At 48.6% G+C, this 22,967-nt stretch carries 16 protein-coding genes; 1 reads left to right on the forward strand and 15 read right to left on the reverse strand.

The genetic code is table 11. The annotated features are described in order from the left end of the window. Positions 1 to 47: 47 nt before the first annotated feature. The 11 genes from AB4124_RS16340 to AB4124_RS16390 all read right to left on the reverse strand — a co-directional run bounded on the left by AB4124_RS16340 (position 48) and on the right by AB4124_RS16390 (position 12,838). Complete coding sequence (locus tag AB4124_RS16340; protein ID WP_441973496.1) at positions 48 to 905, reverse strand: hypothetical protein; 858 nt, start codon at positions 903 to 905, stop codon at positions 48 to 50. Between the two features lie 154 nt (positions 906 to 1,059). After that, on the reverse strand, positions 1,060 to 2,181 hold the full coding sequence (locus tag AB4124_RS16345) for a beta-ketoacyl-ACP synthase III (RefSeq protein WP_441973497.1): 1,122 nt from the start codon (positions 2,179 to 2,181) through the stop codon (positions 1,060 to 1,062). Between the two features lie 337 nt (positions 2,182 to 2,518). Then, positions 2,519 to 3,064, reverse strand: a complete 546-nt coding sequence (locus AB4124_RS16350) for a hypothetical protein (protein ID WP_430108173.1) — start codon at positions 3,062 to 3,064, stop codon at positions 2,519 to 2,521. Between the two features lie 2 nt (positions 3,065 to 3,066). Beyond that, positions 3,067 to 3,825, reverse strand: a complete 759-nt coding sequence (locus AB4124_RS16355; protein ID WP_441973498.1) for a YpjP family protein — start codon at positions 3,823 to 3,825, stop codon at positions 3,067 to 3,069. Positions 3,826 to 4,255: 430 nt separating this feature from the next. Further along, on the reverse strand, positions 4,256 to 4,396 hold the full coding sequence (locus AB4124_RS16360; protein WP_256720537.1) for an N-acetylmuramoyl-L-alanine amidase: 141 nt from the start codon (positions 4,394 to 4,396) through the stop codon (positions 4,256 to 4,258). A gap of 232 nt (positions 4,397 to 4,628) precedes the next feature. Beyond that, positions 4,629 to 5,579: a carbamate kinase gene (arcC, locus tag AB4124_RS16365; RefSeq protein ID WP_339270814.1), complete on the reverse strand. Its 951-nt coding sequence runs from the start codon at positions 5,577 to 5,579 to the stop codon at positions 4,629 to 4,631. 47 nt (positions 5,580 to 5,626) lie between these two features. Next, a complete protein-coding gene (locus AB4124_RS16370; protein ID WP_441973499.1) occupies positions 5,627 to 6,988 on the reverse strand; it encodes a tetratricopeptide repeat protein in 1,362 nt (453 codons plus the stop codon). Positions 6,989 to 7,062: 74 nt separating this feature from the next. Continuing rightward, positions 7,063 to 8,604 (reverse strand): xanthine permease, encoded by a 1,542-nt coding sequence (locus AB4124_RS16375; protein ID WP_076322722.1) that lies wholly within the window; start codon positions 8,602 to 8,604, stop codon positions 7,063 to 7,065. A 423-nt stretch (positions 8,605 to 9,027) separates the two neighbouring features. Then, on the reverse strand, positions 9,028 to 10,458 hold the full coding sequence (locus tag AB4124_RS16380) for a DUF1116 domain-containing protein (protein WP_379412289.1): 1,431 nt from the start codon (positions 10,456 to 10,458) through the stop codon (positions 9,028 to 9,030). 1 nt (position 10,459) lies between these two features. Continuing rightward, complete coding sequence (gene fdrA, locus AB4124_RS16385; protein WP_441973500.1) at positions 10,460 to 12,004, reverse strand: acyl-CoA synthetase FdrA; 1,545 nt, start codon at positions 12,002 to 12,004, stop codon at positions 10,460 to 10,462. 3 nt (positions 12,005 to 12,007) lie between these two features. Beyond that, entirely contained in the window at positions 12,008 to 12,838 is an 831-nt protein-coding gene (locus AB4124_RS16390; protein WP_441973501.1) for a DUF2877 domain-containing protein, read from the reverse strand. Between the two features lie 452 nt (positions 12,839 to 13,290). Between AB4124_RS16390 and AB4124_RS16395 the strand changes: the two genes are divergently transcribed. Beyond that, entirely contained in the window at positions 13,291 to 14,985 is a 1,695-nt protein-coding gene (locus tag AB4124_RS16395; RefSeq protein ID WP_441973502.1) for a PucR family transcriptional regulator, read from the forward strand. A gap of 200 nt (positions 14,986 to 15,185) precedes the next feature. On the opposite strand, the gene AB4124_RS16400 is transcribed toward AB4124_RS16395, so the two are convergent. The 4 genes from AB4124_RS16400 to AB4124_RS16415 form a co-directional block, all read right to left on the reverse strand. Further along, complete coding sequence (locus AB4124_RS16400) at positions 15,186 to 15,689, reverse strand: DNA polymerase III (protein WP_441973503.1); 504 nt, start codon at positions 15,687 to 15,689, stop codon at positions 15,186 to 15,188. Positions 15,690 to 15,713: 24 nt separating this feature from the next. Then, entirely contained in the window at positions 15,714 to 16,769 is a 1,056-nt protein-coding gene (locus AB4124_RS16405; protein WP_441973504.1) for a WXG100 family type VII secretion target, read from the reverse strand. 321 nt (positions 16,770 to 17,090) lie between these two features. Next, complete coding sequence (locus AB4124_RS16410; protein ID WP_441973505.1) at positions 17,091 to 19,172, reverse strand: bacterio-opsin activator; 2,082 nt, start codon at positions 19,170 to 19,172, stop codon at positions 17,091 to 17,093. A gap of 175 nt (positions 19,173 to 19,347) precedes the next feature. Then, positions 19,348 to 22,701, reverse strand: a complete 3,354-nt coding sequence (locus AB4124_RS16415; RefSeq protein ID WP_441973506.1) for an S-layer homology domain-containing protein — start codon at positions 22,699 to 22,701, stop codon at positions 19,348 to 19,350. Positions 22,702 to 22,967 lie beyond the last annotated feature (266 nt).

The following is a 22,967-nucleotide window of genomic DNA, read 5'->3' on the forward strand; positions in this document are numbered from 1 at the left end:
TTGGATTATTTGTTGAAACTATGTTGTTACAAGAATTTAAACTATAATTACACTTTTCTCAATATCATCCACCATTGTTTATCATACGATTCGACTTCAATCTCTTCCAGACCTAGATTTGCTTCGCTAATCCAGCTTCTAGCCAGTTGGATATAGTTGCTGTGAAATTCAGAGGAATAACCCATTTCATCATATCCAGAATAAGTAATATTATCGAATATCATATATCCTCCTCTTTCTAAATGCTTATAGCTTGTGTCAATGATTTGGATAAACTCATGATACGCTGCATCTTTCAACATGCCTTTTCGGTCATAATCCATAACAGCTTGTAACATTTGAGGTTCGATTGTCCACCAATCATTATTTACTGTATCGATGCCCTCACGATTGGCGATAATGGTCTGAATGATATCATTAATAGCGTGATGAAAAGCGACAACATCAAAAGAAGACTCTGGATAATATAAACCTATATTTGCGGCATCGTCCTCAACAACCTGTATGTTTATGTCCATTCCTTTCGTTTTCTCCTGAAAATTTTGTGTCAACTCCCTGTTGAGATTGGCAGTCACATATGTCCCCATGTTTTTGGAATAAGCGTCTAGAGCCTTTGGAATGTAAACAATATCACCTGCACCAACTTCCAAAAGACTTAAAGCACGGGGCATATTCAGCTCCGTGAAGAGATTCTGCCAAGATGCTGAATAATACAATTGAAGATATTCGAATACCCTCTCCTTGGATATGCCTATCGGCACTGCTAATGTGTCTTTCAATTTGTTTTCCAATTGGGCTGCATTCATCTGTTCTAGTTCAGAAATCATGTCCTGTGAAAAGTCACGTTTTAGAATATCGTTAAACACACCGGCACTCATCTTCTCTGCTAGTGTCTGCATATTCATTAGAGTATCCCTCTCTTCGTATAGTTTCTAGAGTATATTCGAATTCATGGTGTTTTTTCCTCTTTTTATTATTAAAAAGGAGAATCTGTGCATGATGATCGCTGTCTGTATGAGGAACATAAAAGACGCCGTCTGACGATGGCGTCTTTTATGTTTACACTACGCTCAGCAGCATAATCGAGATTTGGAATCTACCACTTTCGGGAACGATACACAACACCTGCTCTCCCTCAGTGAGATGACCTTCATTCAGCAGCTCCTCCAGCATAATATAGATCGATGCTGCGCCCGTGTTCCCTTTCGTATATAAATTCGTAAACCATTTCTCTTCCGGAATCCTCACGCCGCCATGCTCCAATAATCGGAAGATTTCATCTCTGAAAAAATGCGATGAATAGTGGCACACCATCCAGTCCATTCTCTCAGGATCAATTCTCCCTTCCTCCACGAGCTCCAATAATCGATTGGTGCCTACCTTTGTTATTTCATTGACAAGCCTTACATCCTGCTTCATATTCAGAGCTCCTTGATCGGCTGCTTCATGAATGGAGGGATAGTCCAGCCAGGAAGGAATTCCATTCTCTTTACTCATGCCTGAATACATACAGACCTCATACTGGTTCGCATAGGACTGGTTATCGATCCATTCAATACGCAGCGATGGCCCCTTGGATGAAGGCTCATTTTGCAGTACGGCTGCTCCTGCGCCATCCGAAAGCATAAAACGTAAGAAATCCGTGTCAAAAGGCACCCGATTATTGCTATAAATCCCCTGTGCTTCAAATTTCGTATGTTTGAATTCGCGACTCAAAAACTCGCTGGAACAGGCGATGGCTGCTCGGTGCTCGCCAGCTTTTATATGTACATACGCATTCTTGAGTGCATGCATTCCGCTGGCGCATAAACCGGAATGAGATGCAATTTCCATAGGGGGTAAACCAGTCTCTGCATGCACCATACTCGCAAACCCTGGCAGGAGCAGATCCGCTCTTGTCGTACCTGTCGCTAGGAAATCGATATCTTGTTCGGTTACGTTGCCGTTTCGCTCCAAGGCATCCCGAATGGCTAAAGAAGCCATCTCTGCGTTTGTGTATAAGCTCTTTTGCTCTTTATCCATGGCATAATATCGGGATCGAATTTGATTCTTCTCCAAAATGAGTCTTTTGGTTTTGGAAGATTTTCCTCCAATCTTGCCAAGATATTCTTCCATCTCATCGTTACTAACCGGAGAACCGGGGAGAAACTTTCCTACACTTGTGATATAAACGGAATTCATAAAACACACCTCGCAAATATTAAATTTGGTTAATAATGGTATATTATATGGATATAAGTACAAGATATGAGCAAATGTTAAGAGAATATATCAGCGACCTTGAATGACGTCGATATCCATAGATAGATTTCCATGCCCGCTTGTTCGATGAATCTTTGTCCGTGCAGAGAACACCTCTGTCATTTATATAATTCTTTCTTTACTCGGATTATTTCTTGAGTTTCTTTGGAAACAAACAGTGACTTTAATTCATATGAAAATTATAAATTCCCATAATCTCAAAAATAAAAGACCCTGCACTATATAATGTGCAGGGTCTTACTTTTCAAATTACTTACTACATTTTAATCAATTTCTGTATCCATTTGATCGTTATTTCATCTTTGACCTCTGTACTCAAATCGGAAGGAAACTGTAAATATTGTTCTACCTCAGGCATTTTATGCAACTGACTATGCACAATAGGATCAGCATTACTGTCAGCAGAATAATATTGAGGAAAGCGGTAATCTTGTCCTTCAAGCGATCGATAAACATAAAAATTGTACTCGATCCCATCAACTACACAAAAGGCATGACCTTGAATTCGCGGATCGCACCAGACGTGAGTCCCTTTTAGCTTTTTTAAAGAAAGTAAAAAACCGTTCTTCTGAGCTTCCGTAATATGATAATCATCCAAATAATACTTAGAAGATTTTCGATCAAAATTCGTATCAATAATCTGGTAGTTGAGAATCACTTCTGCCCCCTTTTGAAGAATGGGGTTAAAATAATCCTCTTGGATCCCGCCCTTATACTTTGATAATCGGCTCTTTACCAAGTAGTCAATATTACTATGGTCTAAATTACGACCAAACGTTAATAAAAATCGTCTTTTATCCAACTTTATTCTGAACCCCATTTTGGAAGTGAATTATGGTATAAATCAACATTACCCTTATGGTCAGGCCAATTATCTTTTGTATGAAAATGCCACCGAGTATGATTTCTAGATTGGGAAGTGAAAACATCTAGTCTCAAATATTCTATACCATCTTGTCCAAATAATGAAATTATATGTTCTCCTTGATTAATCCCATTCGGTTGACTAGGAGCTTCCGGTCCTTTGTTCCTTGTATAACCATATCTTTCATATTGAGCTTTAATTCCTGGCTCTATTTGTGGCCACACATCTCTATCGAACTTATCACCGATTTGCTTTTGTATCTTCTTCCCCATCTTCTTCTTTACTGCGGCTTTTATTATAGCAGCCACAACCGCCCAAACAATAGGCCATATTGCCGGTGAAATTTCACTCGGAATACTGGAGTCCGACAAGTGACTGACTGTAGATGTCTGGCTAGTTGCTATATCTGCAAATGCAAGTATCATAGCAAACTCTTTGCTATGCTCGTTATATTGTTCAATATTCGCCTTTAAATTTTCGTCTACCTCGATTGCTTCCTCTATGCTGCTAGAGTGTTCTTGGATAAATAATAGAAGTTCTTGAATCTCGCTTTCAGTTAGATTTAGTTCATCTTGGATTTGCTGAAGTTCGCTATGTGCTGGGAGCGCCGATACAGTAATTGCAGCAAATACTGTATTTAACAACATTACCAAAACTAAAACTGAAGCTATTTTCTTGATACTACGCCAAAAACTCAAAAAAACCATCTCCTTATAATATCTATTTTGTATAACACCTCCTAAAAATCTAAATTATTTACTAATATTTAACAAATGATGAAAGTTCTATTTTATTTTAACAATATGTGTTTTTATGAATTTTTAATAGTGATTTTGGTATATTATAATATTTACATTTTCCATCTTTACATAAAGGTCATAGACCATATGCAGATTCGCCGCTTTCTGTCCCCGATCAATCACATGATAAGGCTTTAGGGCTGCCATGATTTTGGTATGCAGCACATTCTGAAGAGAACGAGACGCAGCGGAAACATTAGTATATCGGAATGACTCCAATCCACCGGCATTACAATGGATGGAGACTATGAGGTCAGCGTCCGCTTTGTTGGCCCCATCTGTTCAATCATCAAGCTCAAGAAACATCCGTGGATCGGGAGAACAGCAACTATACGCCACCATAATCACGTTCCAGCTGCTTTTTAATTTCGTGTGAAAGAGTAAGAACGATATCCTTTTCCTGCAGACCATTTGCAACCACTCCCGGGTCCTTACCGCCATGTCCGGCATTGATCCATACCTTCTTCATGACTGAATCCTTTCTTTCGTTTGCTTGATTGCCTGGTGACCAAATACAGCAAAGGCCCCTGCAAGGATTCCCTGAATGATGGCTTCAACGGAAAACCCGAGGAGCCCGATTATGCGAGTATCATCGCAAAGAACCCGAGAGAGGCACTTTTTTCAAAGTATCCCTCTCTCGGGCATGTTCAAAAAAGTAAATATAGCGGTTCTGACGGTTCTTTAGCCAACAGCTTGATCCGTTAACTCACAATGTGTGTTCCGGCCTGTTTCTTGATGGCATCGCTTAAGCTTTCCGGGTTCGTAATGATGACTCTGCGTCCCGGTTTCTTTAGAAAATTAAGACTCGCCTCAATTTTAGGAAGCATGCTGCCTTTCGGGAAATGCCCCTCTTTCACATACTGTTTAATTTCTTCAACGGTGACCTCTTCGAGCGCCTTCTGATCCGGCGTACCGAAATTCACGAATACTTGAGGCACGCCCGTTGTAATAATCAGCGTTTCCGCATCTACCTGCTCTGCCAATAAACTTGTGGCAAAGTCCTTATCGATCACCGCATCGATGCCTTCATAGGTATGATCCTTCGTCTTGATAACAGGAATACCTCCTCCTCCGACGGCAATAACGATACATCCGGACTCGATCAGCGATCGGATGGCATCCTTCTCAACAATATCAATGGGGGCTGGAGAAGGAACAACCCTTCGATATCCGCGGCCCGAATCCTCAACCATCACCCACTCGGGATGCTCGCGCTTCAATTCCTCGGCTTGCTCCAGGGAGAAGAAGGAGCCCACCGGTTTGGAAGGATCTCGGAAATTAGGGTCGGCTTCGCTGACCTCAACCTGTGTGATGATGGTCGCTACTTTTTTCGTGATGTTGCGGTGGATAAACTCATTCGTTAACGCCTGTTGAATTTGATAGCCGATGCCGCCCTGCGTGTCCGCCACGCAATTCACGAGCGGAACAGCATTCATGCCGATGACCTCTGAAGCAACCTCGCTCCTTCTCAGCTCAAATCCAACCTGAGGCCCGTTACCGTGGGTAACGACCACGTTGACGCCTGCTTGCACCATGTCTGCAATGTTGGCTGCAATTTCACATACCGCCTCGTATTGATCCTTAATCGACTCGCGGCCATTATCCTTGACTAACGAATTACCGCCAATGGCTACAACTACAAATTTATCCATGACTAACCTCCTGGTCGATCAGCCGATGACTCTAGCTGAGTGATCCTCTATAAACAAGCTGTTATTGTTTCTTTCAAGCTCTTGGCTCTGCCATGATCCGGATGAATAGCCTGTGCTTGTTCAATGAGCGCCATGGCCTCCTCCGGCTGATTAAGCGCTAACAGGCTGCTGGCTTTCTCGCAGTAATAATCCGCATGATCCGGGCCGCATTGGATAGCCTGATCCATCACTTCGATCGCTGCCGCATAGTTACCAAGCAAATTCAAGGATTGGCCCTTATGATAATGATATAGCCCATTGGTCCGATCATGCGTGATTGCATTGTCTATCGCATCGGCAGCCTCTTGGTGCTTACCGAGCGATCTCAGGCTGTTCGCCTTGTGAAAGGAAAAATCATAACGCCAAGGCTGCTCGGCTAACAGCTGATCCATCACGATGACGGCTTCCTCGTGCCTGCCCAATTCTCTTAAATAATTGGATTTATGATAGCGGTAGAACGTTTCCTCCGGCTTACGCTCAATCGCTTTGTCATATTCGGCAATGGCTTCTTCCGGACGTTTCATCATCCGATAAGCATTGGCGGTATAGAAATAGAAGTCGAGATCGCCGGGATCAATCGACAGCCCTTGATTATAAGCAGCCAGTGCCTCGTCATAACGTCCTAGTTCTCCGAAAAAATAACCTTTGTAGTAGTAGAGGTCGGCAGGATTCCCCTCTTCCCCCAGCACGTTGTCTATGATTGAGATGGCTTCCTCGAACTTCTCTGCCTTACCCAGCTCTTTCGCTCGTAGAATGCTGTCCGGGATACTTACGCTTTGTTTATTGAGAATCTTGATTACCTTATGCTGCTTCATTTCTACGGCATGCTGAAGTGAGGACTTTCCGTCACGATCCTTCAGTTGCACGTCGGCCCCTGCTTCAACCAGAAGCTGAATGATATCAGAGTACAGCCGGCCCCCGTTTCCAAGAATGACAGCCTCCAGCAGCGCGGACCATCCCAGATTATTCACATGATTCACGGCAACGCCTGCTTCCAGGCAAATCTGAACGGTTCTTAAATATCCCTTTTCGCTTGACGGCAGCAGCGTTGTTCCCCCAAACCGGTTCACGCTCGTGATATCCACTCCTCCTTGAATAGTCAGACGCAGAATTTCATGAAAACCGTTAGCTCCTGCACACAGGTATGGGGTTAACATGGTGATGTCTCTTGCATTCACGTCACTGCCGGCTTCGATTAACTTTTTGGCAAGGGGAACTTGGTTTTTCTGTGTTGCAGCCATTAGCGCCGTCCGGCCCTGGCTGTCCTTGTGATGAACATCGGCACCACGCTCCAATAGCTGCTCTACCACAGCCAAGTCTCCTCGGTCGCACGCCAGAATGAGTTCCTCATTCATCGCTTCAGCATTCATCGAGTGACCTCCTCGTTTTATGTTTTCAATCCTTGTCATTCAGATCTGCATATTCAGACCAGCGCATTCCGGCATTACTCTGACTGCAATTGATTTGCCGGATCGCGAAGATCGGAAAAATGCTTATAAACAAACAGTGCGGCAACCATCAGGTATGCGTATACGAACGGCATCAGTGCCTCTTGGGCAAATCCCACCGTAGGCGCATGGATAATGCCGAATAGGGATAGGACGGCTGCGATGACCGCGAACACGGCAGCCCGCAGCGGCTTATTCAGGATGGCGAAGATGGCAATTGAGCCCCAGATCAAACTGCTGAGCGGCGCGCCGTTCCCCAGATGATTCAGACCGTTATAATAAACGCCTTTGCTTAACAACAAATCGATGCCAACCTTGGAAGCCGTCGTCTCCGCGGCATTAAAGATGTTATTGGCGAGCGTTAAAGCCCAGTTGGCGATCCAAGGGAATAACGTGATGAAGATAACGGGCACTTCATTCTTAGGCGTCTCCCGGACAACCTGATTGGCCGTGACCACGCCGACATAGACCAGGATCGGTACAATCGCGACAACCGGAATGATGGACAGGAGCAGCGCTCCAATTCCAAAGAGCGAGATGATTAACATGGCAAAGCCAGATGCAATCGTATACCCCAGACCGGCTCCGATGGATTTCCAGCCGGCGTGCCCGATGTACACGGTAACCGGGAACGGGTTGCCTGTGAATGCACCTATACTGGAAGCCACACCGTTCGTCAGCATGACGTTCCGGGTATTATAAGGATCTCCCGCCGCATGCGCACTCTCGATATTTTCCAAGTCAAAAATATAGTTGGCAAGACCCAGAGGAATGGCCGATGCCAGGTACGGCAGCGCATGAGGGATTCCTTGGAACAGACTTGTAATGTGAACTTCAGGCGGATTAAAGCCCAGTGTAGACAACGCCGTCGTAATCGCTTCCGGATTTTGCAATCCGAATACCCAAGCCAGGACGGTACCGGCAATTAGGAGCAGAAAACCGGTCGGGATTTTTTTGAATATTGGAGATTTACCAAACCAGTTGATAAAGATGATGACCAATACGATAAAAGCGACGATCGGTGTTTCGAATGATTGCAGCATCGGGTTCATGGCAAGCAGCAGCAATCCAAGTCCGGACAAACAGGACAAGAGAACGGTTCTTGGAATTACTTTTCTGAGCAAATCGCCCAAGAAGGAACCCACAACCAGGATCATGGCTTCGAAGAAACACCATACCAGACCGATCTGGAGCGCAAAGGTTGCATCATTGGTCTGTCTGAATACCGGAATCAGCACCAGAAAAGTAACGGTAAATATCGACGGGGCACTCGGACCTGACGGCAGCGCGGTAATGTCGCTGCGGCCCGTTTTCTTTGCCAGCTTATATCCAAACCAACCGTAAGCCATGCTTGCGATAAAGATAGCGAATCCGAAGGCAGGGACTACTCTTCCGTAGACCATATCTTCCGGAAAACCTACAACAAAAATCAAAAGTGAAATCATGGTCAGCAGATTGGTTAGATTATTGGCAAGCAAGCCGAAGAACGCAGCCCAATCTCCTTTTTTCCATAACATTTTCATGAGTACCTGATCCATATAATTGCCTCCTTAGATCATTACACTTATAGTGCGTGTTCAAAAAGGTCGGTTTTCAGCACCGAGAAGATTGGATAAAGCTAGGGACGTCAGGAGCGGAGCGTACGTTTGGGTACGTGAGCACCTAAAATGTTTCTGCAGGAAACATGCTTCGGAAGCATCTACTTAGGACCGGCTGAATTCAAGATTCGATGCCGAACCAGCTTCCCGATTTGCCTCGTGTTAGATATAGAATTTATAAGTTATCTTGCTACGCTGATGAAATTCTATATCGCAAGAAAACCTACCTTTAAATCGCGGTCGCTCGTCCTTGAATTGACCTCGATTGGTTTTCTTATCAAAAGCGGACTTTTTGAACAACCTCTTATGGAACTAGCATCAGGTACCCTTCAGGCATTAAGGCATGCCTGAAGGGCCACCATTCTATGACTGAATGCGCTGGCTAAGAGCTAGTAACGCCTGTTCAAAACAATCCACCGGAGGATGCGTGATACCCGCTCCAATCATTCCGATTCCCGGGTCTTTATGCGCGATGGCCGTGTTGATCACCGGCATGATGCCGGTTTGGGCCACTTTACGAATATCTATGCCCGTTGGAATGCCGCTGAAGTTCAATAAAGGAATGGTAACGTTCGGATTTTCCGTGGTCGTAATCTCCTTCATCTTGACCGAATAATTCATGGCTTCATCCACCGTTCCGCCGACAAGCGCCACAATCGCCGGAGCGGTTGCCATCGCAAATCCGCCGATTCCGTAGGTTTCCGTAATCGCGCTATCGCCGATATCAAGGCCCGAATCCTCCGGCTTATACCCTGCGAACATGGGTCCAACCACCTTTTGCGCCGGTCCGGTGAACCAGGTGTTGCCTGGCATGCCGCTGACGCGAATGCCGAATTCGACGCCGTTGCGGGCCATGGTGGTCACGATGGTGCTGTATTCAATCCCATGCGCCGCATCCAGCGCGCATTTACAGAGCGCCATCCAGGTCGGGCCGGAGAAGTAATCGCTGCTTGCCACAAAATCAAATACCTCGATTTGCTGCTCCGTAGGGAAGTCGGTCCGCAGAATCAGCGGCGTTAACGCTTGGATTAACAGCGTCGTGCCGGCATTGTTGCGGTTATGGCATTCATCTCCCATATGAAGCGCCTGCGACAGCATGAGGCGAAGGTCAATGCCATTCTCGGAGAACTTCATGGCATCCCGAAGCATCGGGCCGAGCACGTCCCTCATCCAGTTCAGACGGGCGATGACCGTTTCGTCATTGGCGCCCATCCGCAGTATTTTGGACAGCTGCTCGCTGAGGTTCGTGTATGCGATATTGCCGTATGTCCGGTTCTCCACGATGTGCATGAACATGGAGGCTGAAGTTACCCCCGCCATCGAGCCTACGCAGTTATGCTCATGGCATGGCGAGAACGTGATTTCACCCGATGCCGCAAGTTCCGCCGCTTCATCCAGATTGCTGGCCAAGCCTTCGAATACCAGTGCGCCCGTGACCGCTCCCTTCATCGGACCGCTCATTCGCTCCCACGTAATAGGCGGACCTGCGTGCAGAATCGTCTTCTTGGTCATGCCCGGCACGACATTGATCGCCTGATCGAAACCGATCAATACCGGCTGGGAGTTGATGATCCGTTCCACGGCCAGCTGGTTCGCCGCTTCGATTTTCTCCTGAATGTCCGGCTGATCCAGCTTATCAAGCAGTGCGATGACTTCAGGCTTGCCGCCGCCCGGCGGTTTCCACTCCAGGTGGGAAACCTTCCCTTTTTGCTTCAAAATATCGTCTTTAAACATTTCAAGACCCACATTGATTACGTGAAGCTCGCTGTTAAATAGCTCGTTGATTCTGCTCATGTCATACTCCTTTCTCGACGAAGCCTCTGGCGAGAAGCCCCGTGTTCGTACTGCTGCTGGCATAAGTAACACCGGCAGCTACCAGTTTATTTAACTGCTCTTCTACAGACGGCGTATCGAGATCCGTTCCCAGTACATAGCCGATAATCTCCAGATGTCTTCCTTCTTGTTCGGCCGCCTGCTTGGCTTCCACGATCGCCGGGAGCATGACCCCAACCGGATCCTCGTTCGCTCCGTATCCAAGAACGAAATCCATTACGATAACGCCAACCGACGGATCTTTAGCCTCCTGCTTGAATCTGGCAATCCGGGAAGAAGGATCGATCATCGGGTGAGGCTTGCCGTTGGTGAACTCGTCATCCCCAAAATCGATAAACGTGTGGCCCTGGCTCACATGGATATCCTGCAGGCGATACTTCGGATCCTTTGGAATATTGCTGTGTACATCCTCGTATTGCTCCATCGCCAGGTACATGGCTTCGTCGCACAGCGTTCCGCCGCAGAACAATCCACGGATGTATTTTTGCTCCGGCTTTAGCTTGGCCTTGATCTCCTCGATGAGAGGCAGATTCAGCGGGTGCTTATCAATGGTGCTCTCGTCGACGCCCGACAGGATAACGGCTTTCAGCGCCGCTTCTTTCGTCGTTTTGGCAAAATGACCGCCGGCGTTCACCACTGCTTCTTCCGTTCCGCCGATAAAACACACCACAACAGGCTTACTCATGTGCTTGATCTCGGCAAGCACCTTCTCCTCCACGCTCTTTGCAGGCGGCTTCGAGATCAGTACGATGACCTTGGTCGCTTCGTCTTGGTTAAGCGCCCTCATGCCGTCCAGCATCATAATGCCGCCAACCCGTTCGCTTAAATCCCGTCCGCCCGTGCCGATCAGCTGGGAGATCCCGCCGCCAAAATCATGAACCCGAACGCTGACCTCCTGGCTTCCCGTGCCGGATGCGCCTACGATCCCAATGCTTCCTGGACGCACGTTATTCGCAAAGCACAGCCCCACGCCTCCGATGATGGCCGTACCGCAGTCCGGTCCCATCATGAGCAAACCACGCTCATGCGCCATGTTCTTAAGCTCGATCTCCTCTTCCACGCTCACATTATCGCTGAACAGCATGACGTGGAGATCATTCTCCAGTGCCTTTCTGGCTTCTCTGGCTGCGAACAGTCCGTTTACAGAAATGACGGCCAGCTTGGCCGAAGGAAGATTTCTTGCGGCTGAGTCGATTGTCGGGAACGTAAGCTCACTGTTTCCTGCCTCGCTTCCCTTGCTGTTAAATAAGGCTTCGATACCTTCGTAAGCGCTTTCCACGAACTCCTCAGAGACCGCTTTAATGACGATCATCAAATCGCTTCCCTTGGCTTCCTCCAGTTCCGGTGTCATGAGACCGACATTGGCCAGTACTTCCTTGTTCATCTGCGTTCCCATTGCGATAAATGCCTGTTCTACGCCGTCTAATTGATTCGCTTTGGTTGACAGTGACATCAATGAGACGGAATCAAAGTACGTATTCTTTTTAATCACAACTTTAGTCGACATGCTTTACCTCCCATTGCTTTCTATGCTAAGCTTCAAGCCATTCACCAGCCCGAGCGCGATATCCGTTCCTGATGTAGAACCGATATCAAGTACCCTGGATAAGCTAGATATAACTTCAGTCTTACTGCCATGGATCATATGGTGCATGAACTCTCCAATGGATTCCCTTACCTGGCCGCTTGCGGCTTTCATTAAAGCCATGTAGCTAATCGGATTGCTCCTATCAGCCGATGCCGCCACAACCTGCTCGCACACGTGGCGGATCTTAAACAGCGGACCATTCGTTAGATTCATAACGGCAAACAATCCTACCAAGAAATCGTCGCCCGACGGAGTCAGACCCGGACCCAAGCCTATTAGTTGAATTGCATAATGAGATGCAAGACTCACTTCACCTTTGGACAGCGCTTCAAGAAGTCCTTCGGAGCGTTCCCTCAGCAATCTCTCCATTTCCTGATCAAAAGGATTTCCGGTCTCAGCCGCTCGCTTCATCCCGCCGGCCTTGCCGTGAGCTTCAATCCATGACTGCGCTGCAGCTACATGGTTTCTTAAGACTTCTTCGTCTTCCGGATAAATTGGGAGCTTGCTCCGCCATACATGGACTTGCTGAAGCATAATGGCTGCATTCTTCCCAACGCATAACCGATCTCCCTCCGCATAGACCTGATCTCCAATCGTCAGCCCCCGTTTGGAAAAGCTCGCGATGTCCGTGACCAGCGTATTCGGAGCGTTGTCCACGTTGTCAGTGGCAAGTGTATATAGTTCACCGTTCGTCCGGCACCTCAGGTTCACCGTTCGATCAAAGATGCTGTGTACCGTCCCATGGAATTTCAAGCTTCTTATTTGTTGAAGGAACCCCGCATCGCAAGAGATGGCGGCGCTTACAACACAAACCGCTTCTGTACTGGTTCTATTCCCGCAGCTTCCCGTTATATCGCCTCCTTAGCTTACAAATGGACAAATGCTGTCTTTTGTCAGGCTATCCCTTTGAAGGCTTCATTCACCTTGGATCGGCCATGCCTTAGTTGTGGATAAATGACCTAAGATGCTATACTGAATTCAAATTCAGCCGGTATATAAACGTCGAACGTATAACAGGTGAATGACTTTCCACAGCCAAAAGGATGTTTTGTGAATTATATCACAGTTGAAGTTACAAACCGCTCCTGACACCCTTATTGTAATCCAGGACTACGCTCCGGTCATTGTACAGCGAAACTAAAAACTTAGCGTATTCGCTGTGCACATTGCACAATGAAGAACAAAAACAAAGGTGTGTGTTAAGAATGCTAACTATCAGGGACATCCTTCAGATCAAAGCGATCGAAGGCATTAAACTCGTTGCAGGTGCGGCAGGAATTGATCACCAAATATCCATTGTGAATATTATTGAAAATCCGGATGTATTCGATTGGCTTGCTTCGAATGAGCTGCTCTTATCCACCGGATATATTTTTAAAGATAGCGAGGAGCTGCAGAATCGGGTCATTCATGAATTGGCCGCGAACAATTGCGCGGGACTGTGTATCAAAATGAAACGCTATTTTGACCGAATTCCGCAAAACATGATTGATCTGGCGAACAAGTATGGGCTTCCGCTACTGGAGCTCCCTTTTGAATACACGCTCTCCAAGGTGATCGCGATCATTAATGAGAAGACCAATGCCGATTATGACGCGCTGAATCGCAGATCGCTCGACCTGCATAATGCGCTGTTCAAAATTCCGCTGGAAGGGGGCGGCATCGAACAAATTTCGGCGGAGCTAGCCGACATCGTCCATAATCCGATCCTGATTCTGGATCGGGATTGGAATTTGCTCTGCTATACAGACCATCCGGATAATAAGACGCAGCTGCATGAGTTCTTGTCGCTCCAGAAGAACAGGCCCATCTTCCCGTCCGAGTTTACCGAGGCGATCCCGACATACGTAAGCGAAATCAAGAAATCGATCCAGCGCGACTACGATCACAAGCATCGAACCTACAAATGCCGCATCATGCCGATCTCGGTGTCCAGCCATGTGTACGGATACATCGTCGTCTTCCAAACCGTTCGCAAGCTAACGGCAATGGATAATTTAGCGTTAGAGCACGGCTCTACCATTCTGGCCCTCGATCGCATGAAGGCGAAAGAGCTAGAGGAAGTCAAGCTCAAAATCCGACACGATTTCTTTGACGACCTGCTGTCCGGCAGCATCACCTCGACCGAGACACTGCACTCGCAGTCGGATCTACACGGGCTGAATATCAACTATACCTATTACTGCATGGTCGTTCATATCGAACCGCCCCTTCTGGAAAGCTATAAGGATATCGTGTACCGAAAATACGAACTGGAGCATATGGTGAAGAAATGCGTCAACCTGATCCACGGCTTGTCCAGTAAAGCGAACGGGGAGCTTACGTGTTACTACCGAAGCCAGCAGATCATCATATTAGTCGGGAAGAATGAGAATAAACCGCCGGTTACAGTCAACGAAACAAAAGCTTTCGCCCATGAGCTGGTCGAGCTATTGACCCGAGAAATGAAGAAAACGCAGTTTCTAATCGGTATTGGCAGTCAATATAAGACGTTCTCCTCGCTTCATCGAAGCTTCTTCGAGGCCCAGGAAGCGATGCGATTGATGCAGCGATTCAAAGACATTCGGATCATCTCCCATTTTGAGGATTATGCCGTCTATCATTTTCTCGATTCCAATATCAAACCTGCCGAGATGGAAGAGTTCTTCCACAACACGCTTGGCGTCATCCATCACCATGATCAAACGTTCAACACCAGCTTTATCTCTACGCTGGAATACTATTTCATGCACAATCAGAACGTAACGGAAGCCGCCAAGGCGATGTTCATCCACCGCAACACCTTTATCTATCGCATCGACAAAATCAAAGAGCTGCTGAATTCCAACTTAAAAAATGCGGACGAGTTATTCCAGATTCAATTGGCACTCAATCTCTATCGACTGCTGAATAAAGGGTAGTCCACGGCAAAGAGACGTGAATGGAAGGATCGCCCCGGGCGATCATTTCCATGTCACGTCTTTTTTTTGGGTGGTTTCTTCACCAACTATAAATGAGCAATCGAATAAATATAATTATTTGAGTTTTACCCTCACTCTTCAAATTCCCTTAGAAAAATAAACATTGAAAAGCATAAGCCAGTCCAAGGCTCAAAAATTTATTATTCACAGACTTGAATAATCTCTTTAGGAATGGATTCAAAGACTAATACTTCCGGCTTTGAATATGGTTTCGTTGCATTGTATTGTTCGAGTGTCATCAGACTCCCCCAATACAAGTTTATCCAATGTTCAATACTTTCACCTGTATCAAAATTCAGTGCTTCTTCATCGGTATCCTTCAAATCCTCATAAAATGCTTGATCGTATATAGAAAGAGAAATATCACCATCAAAGACTAGGATCCTATCCGTAAACACCGGGAAACAAAAAGATTTAGTAAAACGACTAACCAGATCTACTCCGATTGCTTCTTTGAAGTTAACCCAATCTGGTGTATTCAAAGGTCTGAACCGTTCTGTAATCTCAAGTTTTACCCTACCACCGTTGCTATATCTGTTGTTTGATTTTGTCATAAAGTTAATACCGACTGACATAATCTCTTGCATTGAAACATAGTGTTCATGACCTTCAGATAAGTAAGCATGATACAACAAGTCATTCATATTTTATTTTTACACCACCCAAATTTATTTTCTTGGAAAGTAAGGGAAATGGGAACTCCTCGTAGGGTCATCCAAGTTTTCAAATACTCTATGGCTTCCTGTTACCGTGTCAGGTGTACTAATGTTACCGTCAAACTCTTTATAATACTTGGTTATTCTTTGAGAGTTAGGGTTATTAGGATTCGGCCAGTTTGAATATGCTTTATCAGGATTATTCATGGTTTCTTGCCTTAATCCCTCTACATCAACATCTTGACCATATTGTGTACGATTAGGGGTTGAGGGCTTGCTTGGATCAAACATGTGCTTTTCAGAGTGCGGGTTAACAAAATCATTTGGATTACTTCCTCCACCCGGTTTTGTTGGGACTGGAGATTGTTCCGTTCCCCCCTGCCCGGTCCCCCCATCCCCACCCGAATCATGCTTCAGGTGTGGGTGAGTCTTCACGCCAAACCGGCGTCCGACCAAGCCGGCGATCGTCATGGCTGCTTGCTGTCCGGCAAAATTGAACGCACCGCCCGACGCCTCGACGTCTGCGGCGAATTTCTCCTGGGTGTCGGCATCAAAGATCATTTTGCCTCCCCAAACCGCCGTATCTACGACCTCTTCGACTGCCCCCATGGTCATGTTATAGGCCATATCCTTAGAGGTGTCAAGCGGATCTTCTACTAAGGAGGTCGCCGTATCCTTTACCGAATTGGCCACGGTCTTGGCACCGGTCTGCAGCCCCTGCCAGAAGTCCCCCGCATGGTCCCAGAACGTTTTGGGTTCATTAGCAGCGCTCGCTGCAGCTGCCGCGAGCATGAGATCTTCATGCATATCGGCTGAAATAAACCGAAAGGCAATGGTTTTCAACTCCTGGCCGATGATCCGCAGATGTTCAATCGTTTTATTCATTTCGCCGTGGGCGTGCTGAAAATCTTCAAAAAACCGCGAACGGGTCGTTCCTTCCCACGAAGACATCATATACGTAATCTGCTGGTCCAGCCGATTCTTGGTCGTTTCCAGCTCTTCCGCTGCCCTGGCGGCTTCCTCCGATACCCGAATCAATACCTCGGGCGGAACGAGTATTCTAGGCATTTGCATCCTCTCCAATATTTCATTGGACCTTATTGTACCTATCTTCTAGGATATGGAAAAGGTTCCAGAGTCCTTCATATCAAAGGCATTGGAGTTTACAAGCTGGAAGATTGGAGCCTTTCATGTTCTAATATGGTTCAGAAGCCCCAATATGCTCTATTGTCTCTAGTATAGTGACAGCCTTGGTTGACATTATGGTGTATCTCTAATCAAACAGATCTCAAGAAACGCACCTCCTACAGAGATGCGTTTTTCCGCTGGGAATCCTATGCAGGAGCCCGCATAAACGGGCTATTTGATCCTATATCTTATCTAGTGTGCTCAGAACCCTGACCTCACCAAATCGCTCAGCACAAAAGCCAGATGCTTTTCTGCTAAACGCGTATGGCGGTAAAAGGTGGCTCTGCTCATATGGAAGGATGCTGCGAGCTGGTTTTTGTTCCGGTCCTTGCGCAGATAACTCGCGATTAGAATTTCCTTCTCCAATAGCGTCAAAGGTTCCCTCGAACGTGGGTCGGCCAGAATCTCTTGGATTATATCCCTCACCTGCATCCCGTCCAAACCCAATCGCCGAATGACAGGGAGTTCTTCCAGCTTGTCCGGGTCGAACAGCCGTTCCAGCATCTGCTTCATTACGCTTCTATCAATAGCTAGGGGATACTCGTCCTCCCGTTGATGTACCGGTTGTCCTGCTGCTGTCTCCGTTTGCCGTATGATCCGCAGAATCCACTGATCGAAGCTCGTTTGCCTAAAATCCAGCTCCCATGTCGTCAATTCGATGCCCTCATATCCCGTCGCTTTCCCGTACGCTTTGAATCCCAGGATCGACAATAAGGAATTCAACTGCGGATCCCCCGCCGCCAAAATCCCACGCAGGCCGCCAGTCATGTGAACCAGCCATTGCTGCATCAGCAAAGCCCCCAGCTCTTCAGGACGATACAGGGACTGTTCGGAATTTACCGCGGATAACAGCACGAATATCGTATCGGCCGCCTCCGGAGGAAGCCGATGCAGCGAAGAAGCCTCTTCTCCCAGCATACCCCTGCACCCAGGCGCATATCGTTCCAACAATGGCATACTTAAGGCATGCAGCCATCCGCCTGCGCAAAACGCCAGCGGCGTCCCTTTTTCGTCCCGCACGATAAAGATTCCTTCTGGAAAATGAGCTGTAATCTCCTCTAGCAAAACTGGGTAATCGGCAGAGTCGACCAGTTCAGACTGCCAGTCGGAACCCCGAATAGACGCCTTCAAAAAACGCTGCAAATACGGCAAATCCTCCTGCCGGAACGGCTTCTGCTCGCCGGGTTTCAGACTTGACGAGAAATTGGCATAGGCATGGGACGAGGGCAGAAATTCGCGGTACAGCTCCAAGATGTGGGCGCTCAGGCGCATCTGCATCCGTTGATCGACCGAATGGAATCGTTCTGCCAGCAGAACGAACGCCTGATGGCGAACCGCTTCGAATTGTGCGGGATTTCTGCGCGCGAAGTCATCTCGCAACATTCGAGCGACGACCTGGTGCAGCGATATTCCATCCACCGTATCCCGTACAAACGAAAGTCCCCTCAACTGGTAATAGTCCGCCCCTTCCAAGGGTGCGTCCAATAACCGGTTCAGCAGGTTCTCGTCTGCTACAGGCAGAAGCGATAAAACCGTCAACGCACGGTATACGCCAGGAGAAGCCGCTTCCCGTAAAAATTCGGCGCTCAATACAGCCGGAACCTCTCGCCATACATCCCACTGCTCCCCAGACTCGGAAAGCAGCATATCCACGGTCAAGGCAAGCGACAACGGATGGCCCTCCGTCTTCTCGGCGATAGCTCTTTGCCATTCCGCAGACAATCCGCTGCCGTCTAAATAATCGTAGACCTCTTCTCGCGTAAACAGCCGCAAAGGGAACCTTCGTAATTGGGACTTCCATTCCGGATTCGTTTGCCACTTGAGCGGCAGTCCATTGCGCGAGGCACATACGATCAACACGCGGGCGGACTTCAACTCAGGAAGAAATCTGGAGAACAGCCACCCTTCCAGCTTTTCGATCTCCTCACCATTGTCTATGAACAACACGGTACGCTGCAGCTGAAGCTCGTTTACGATGTATGGCAGCAGCGCGGATTCCGGAGGAGCCCTGGTTCTGCCGTATTCGGTTGCAAGACTCATCTCTAGACTCGCCAGAAAAGCGCCCGACGTCGTTAAGCCTCCTTGCCCGTCCAGCCAAAGGGAACGTACCGAGGACTGCCTTGCCGTGCGGGCCATTTGAAGCAGCAGCGTTGTTTTGCCTATGCCCCCAATCCCTGATATTGAAAAAATGGATGTCTGTCCCCGGGAATCCGCCAGCCAATCCGTAAAACTCTTTATTTCTCGTTCCAAACCGATGATGCGATGTCTTGAAATCCTCTCCATCCGTTACATCCTCACTCCATCTGCTTCTCGCCCGTCGAATCCTATAACTAATAAATCTGCTATTTTTTTATACTATACTATGTTTCGAGTCTACGAATAGGCTCCATAACGGAATAAACGCAAAAAAACGCGCACATTCTTGGTTAGAATGTGCGCACCAGCTATTCAGCTGCAATCAGTTCATGAAATTCAAGTAGAGCAGCATTCGGTTTAAGAGAACGGTGCTTTGGGCGCGCGTGGCAAACGCCTGCGGTGCGAACGCAGCATTTCCGACGCCTTCGATCATGCCTGCGGCCAGCAGCTCGGCAGCCGCTCCCTTGGCCCACTCGGATACCTGGGCATGGTCCGCGAAGCGTTCCAATGCGGAGACATCCTGCGGCGGAAGCTCGCCGGCATATTGGACGGCTCTGCCCAGCATAACCGCCACCTGCTCTCTCGTGACCCCAGCGTCCGGTCGGAACGAACCGTCGGCGTAGCCTTCAATCAAGCCGGCAGCGGATGCGGCTCCAACCGCACCAGCATACCAAACTCCTTTCGGCCACACGTCCGAATAGGCAGATAGCTGCGGCTTCTCGGCGAGTCCGAGAGCACGCACCAGCATCGCGACAAACTCGGCGCGGGTCACCGTACGGTTTGGATCAAACGTGCTATCATCCGATCCGTTCACGATGAGCTTGCTCGCCATCCGCTCAATGTCGCTTTGCGCCCAATGTCCCTGGATATCCCCGAAGGTTCGGTTAGATCGAACCGCGGTGAACACGCCGTTATATGCGCCATAAAAAGTCGCTGTCTCCCCTTCAAAAACGGAAGGGACGAAGCGCAGCTTCCCTGCGTCATCCACCCACACGACGGTGGAACGGTCAGGTTCTGCAGCTGCGTTCATCGAGAATGCCCGCTCCATGTACGTTCCTTCCGCTTCGATTCTTTCATCGCCGTCGCTGTATAGCTCAAAGCTCGTCGGCGTAGCCAGCATGTCATACCCTTGACGAGTCAATACCTCATCCAGCTGACGGCTTGCGGAATCTGTCATTTTCGCAATGACGATCGTTACGATCGCTCGGTTCGGGAGGTCACTTAGCACTTTCAGCGGAACGCTGTAGCTTGCCTTGCTTACCCCAATCCGAATGACTGCATTCGGCTTCGCCGCAAGGAGATCTTGCAGCGCTTCAGCCGGAAGGTCTACCTTCACCACCGGATCCTCATTGTCGATGTCGATGACGATATCGTCCCCGCCAGCGGCCCACGACCGAATCAGCTCGGAGCCCGGCAACAGTCTCAGAACCGTGCGCCCGTCATGCTCCTGCTCTTTTTTGGCGGTTACCCGAACTTGTTGACCATTGATCGTTACGATCATCCTTGGATCCGGTGCAGGAATAGAAGCAGGAACAGGCGGAACCCAGCTATAGGTTGGAGGTTCCGGTTTAGGGATATAGACAGCTCTCAGATCGATGCGTCCTACGTCGACCGTCTCCCCCGCTAAGACATTTACGGTTGTCGCGTAATCGTTATACGTCGCTGCCGTCACTGTGAGTGCATGGCGGCCTGCCGCTACGTTATTCAGCGCAAATCTCCCCTCAGCGTCGGTCATATCCTTCGTTCCGCCCACCGATACCGCCGCACCGACCAGCGGTGTGTTTCCCGTACCGTAGACTGCGCCAATCACAGTCCCCGTGCTCGCTGGAGCCGATTGTACCGTCACAGCGGCGACAGCCGTGTACCCGCCATCGGCAGTTGTCACCGTGACCACCGTCGTACCTTCAGCGATTGGTGTCACCTCGCCGCTCTGATCCACCTGGGCGACGGCTGAATCGCTGGAAGTCCAGGATACCATCTGATTCGTCGCATTCACCGGCATAAGGACGGCCGTCAGCTTCTGCGAAGCACCTCCAACCGTAAGGGTCAATTCCGTTTGATCCAGCGTCACTCCCGTCACGCGGACCTGGTCTCGAATATGGGCCGCTTCCACCTCTACGCTGCTCCATGCCTGAATACGCTGCTGTGCATCCAGCTCAAACACCTGAAGATACTGACCCGGAATCGGATCCACAATGTCCGCTCCTAGCGAGTACAAGACCGCTTCGCCAGGCAACGCATCACCCACTAGGGGTCGCACACCGGCATCTGACCCGAGCAGATAAGCAAACGTATGTCCCGGGTTGCCCGGAACCGCCGTCACGCTCGTCGAGCCGTTCGCGCTGCCTGGACTAATAGCAAGCCCGCCGATGTCCGGTGCAGGTTGATCCACGTTCAGGGTCAACACAGCGCTGGCGATGTTCCGGCCTGCATCGGTCGCTGAAACCGTAACCGGGAACGTACCGCTCATCGTAGGACTGCCTTCGATCGTGCCATAAGCAGTCATCGATAGGCCATCGGGAAGTCCGGAGGCACTCCATGCCAGCCCTCCCCTTGAACCATCGAAAGCGTCAATCGCAATCGAATAGGGAACGTCCTTGACTGCCCGCTGAAGATCGGTTGTCAAGATGGATGGGCGCAAATAAGGATAACCCCCATTGACGCCAGCATCGACGGCCCACGTGTTCGCGAAATCCCAACCGCCATAATTGGAGGCTTCCTTCATGTCGTTGGTCGTAAGGCCTGTGAGTTGAATCGAGCCTGGCCCACCTCCCTCTCCTGCGCCAATGGTTTGTGTGGTAGCAACGTTATCGAAATACGAGGCATGAATCGAAGGATTCGTCGAGGTGAAAATGAATCCGACAAAGCCGCCCATCGCACCATGGCTGAATCTTCCGGATTGCGTAACTTCTGTCGACGCATAACTATTAGTGATCGCCCCATATACCAGGTGTCCCACCAATCCTCCCCCAAAGAAAAAGTGGTCGCCACCCGAATTGGTAACCGATCCTGTGGCATAAGAATCGCTAATGGAGCCTGCACCTTGGGAACCGACAAGCCCTCCGGCATATTGGTTGGAGGAATCGCCACTCTTAACGGAAGCGGATGAAGAAGAACGAATAATGTTCGAATTACCGTACGCCGCCCCCGCCAGCCCGCCTGCTACGCTCACGCCCCCGTAAACCGTATTTCCGCTCGTAACAGTTCCCTGCGAATACGAGTTGATAATGCTGCCGCCCGTTAGCTGGCTCACCAATCCGCCGGCATAGCTGCCGCCGTTCACTTGAACCGTGACGCCCAAGTTACGGATCGTACCCGACACGCGGCCGAAGAAACCGACATCCTGCAGCGTTCCACCTTCGATCGAAAGGCCCCTGATCTGGTGCCCCTTGCCGTCAAATATCCCGCTGAAGGCTGCTGCTTCATTACCGATCGGGACCCACTCGTACCCGGTCATATCGATGTCGCCGGTCAATCGGATATTCCGATCCAGGTAAGACGCTTGGTTCCGATTAATATAAGCCAGTTCTTCTGCGGTCCCAACCCACACCCAACCGTCCGCTTCGGACGGGACCGAGTCGTTACCGGCCCGAACCACAGACAGAGCGGAAGCCAAGGGAGCAAGCACCATCGAAAAAATGAGCGTTACTGCCAGCATGAAAGACATTTTTTTCATATACAGGTTTCTCCTTTGCATCAGTACAATCATCGATGAGTCATAGAAACACGACGTGATCTGATAAATTTCAACATCTTAATTAAGTGTAAACCAACTGTTGAACAAGAACTGTCTCATTTTTGTTTCAAGTTCAAGGAGGCATGTTATAACAGAAAAACCGAGCGAATACAGGGAGCGCCCCTGAGTTTTCGCTCGGCTAAGATGTTGCTTGAGGTTCCATTGCTTTTACGATGATTCCGCAACATCCATCAAACAAATTTGTA

Source organism: Paenibacillus sp. 2KB_20 (genome assembly GCF_052115765.1).
Taxonomy (GTDB): Bacteria; Bacillota; Bacilli; order Paenibacillales; family Paenibacillaceae; genus Paenibacillus_AQ.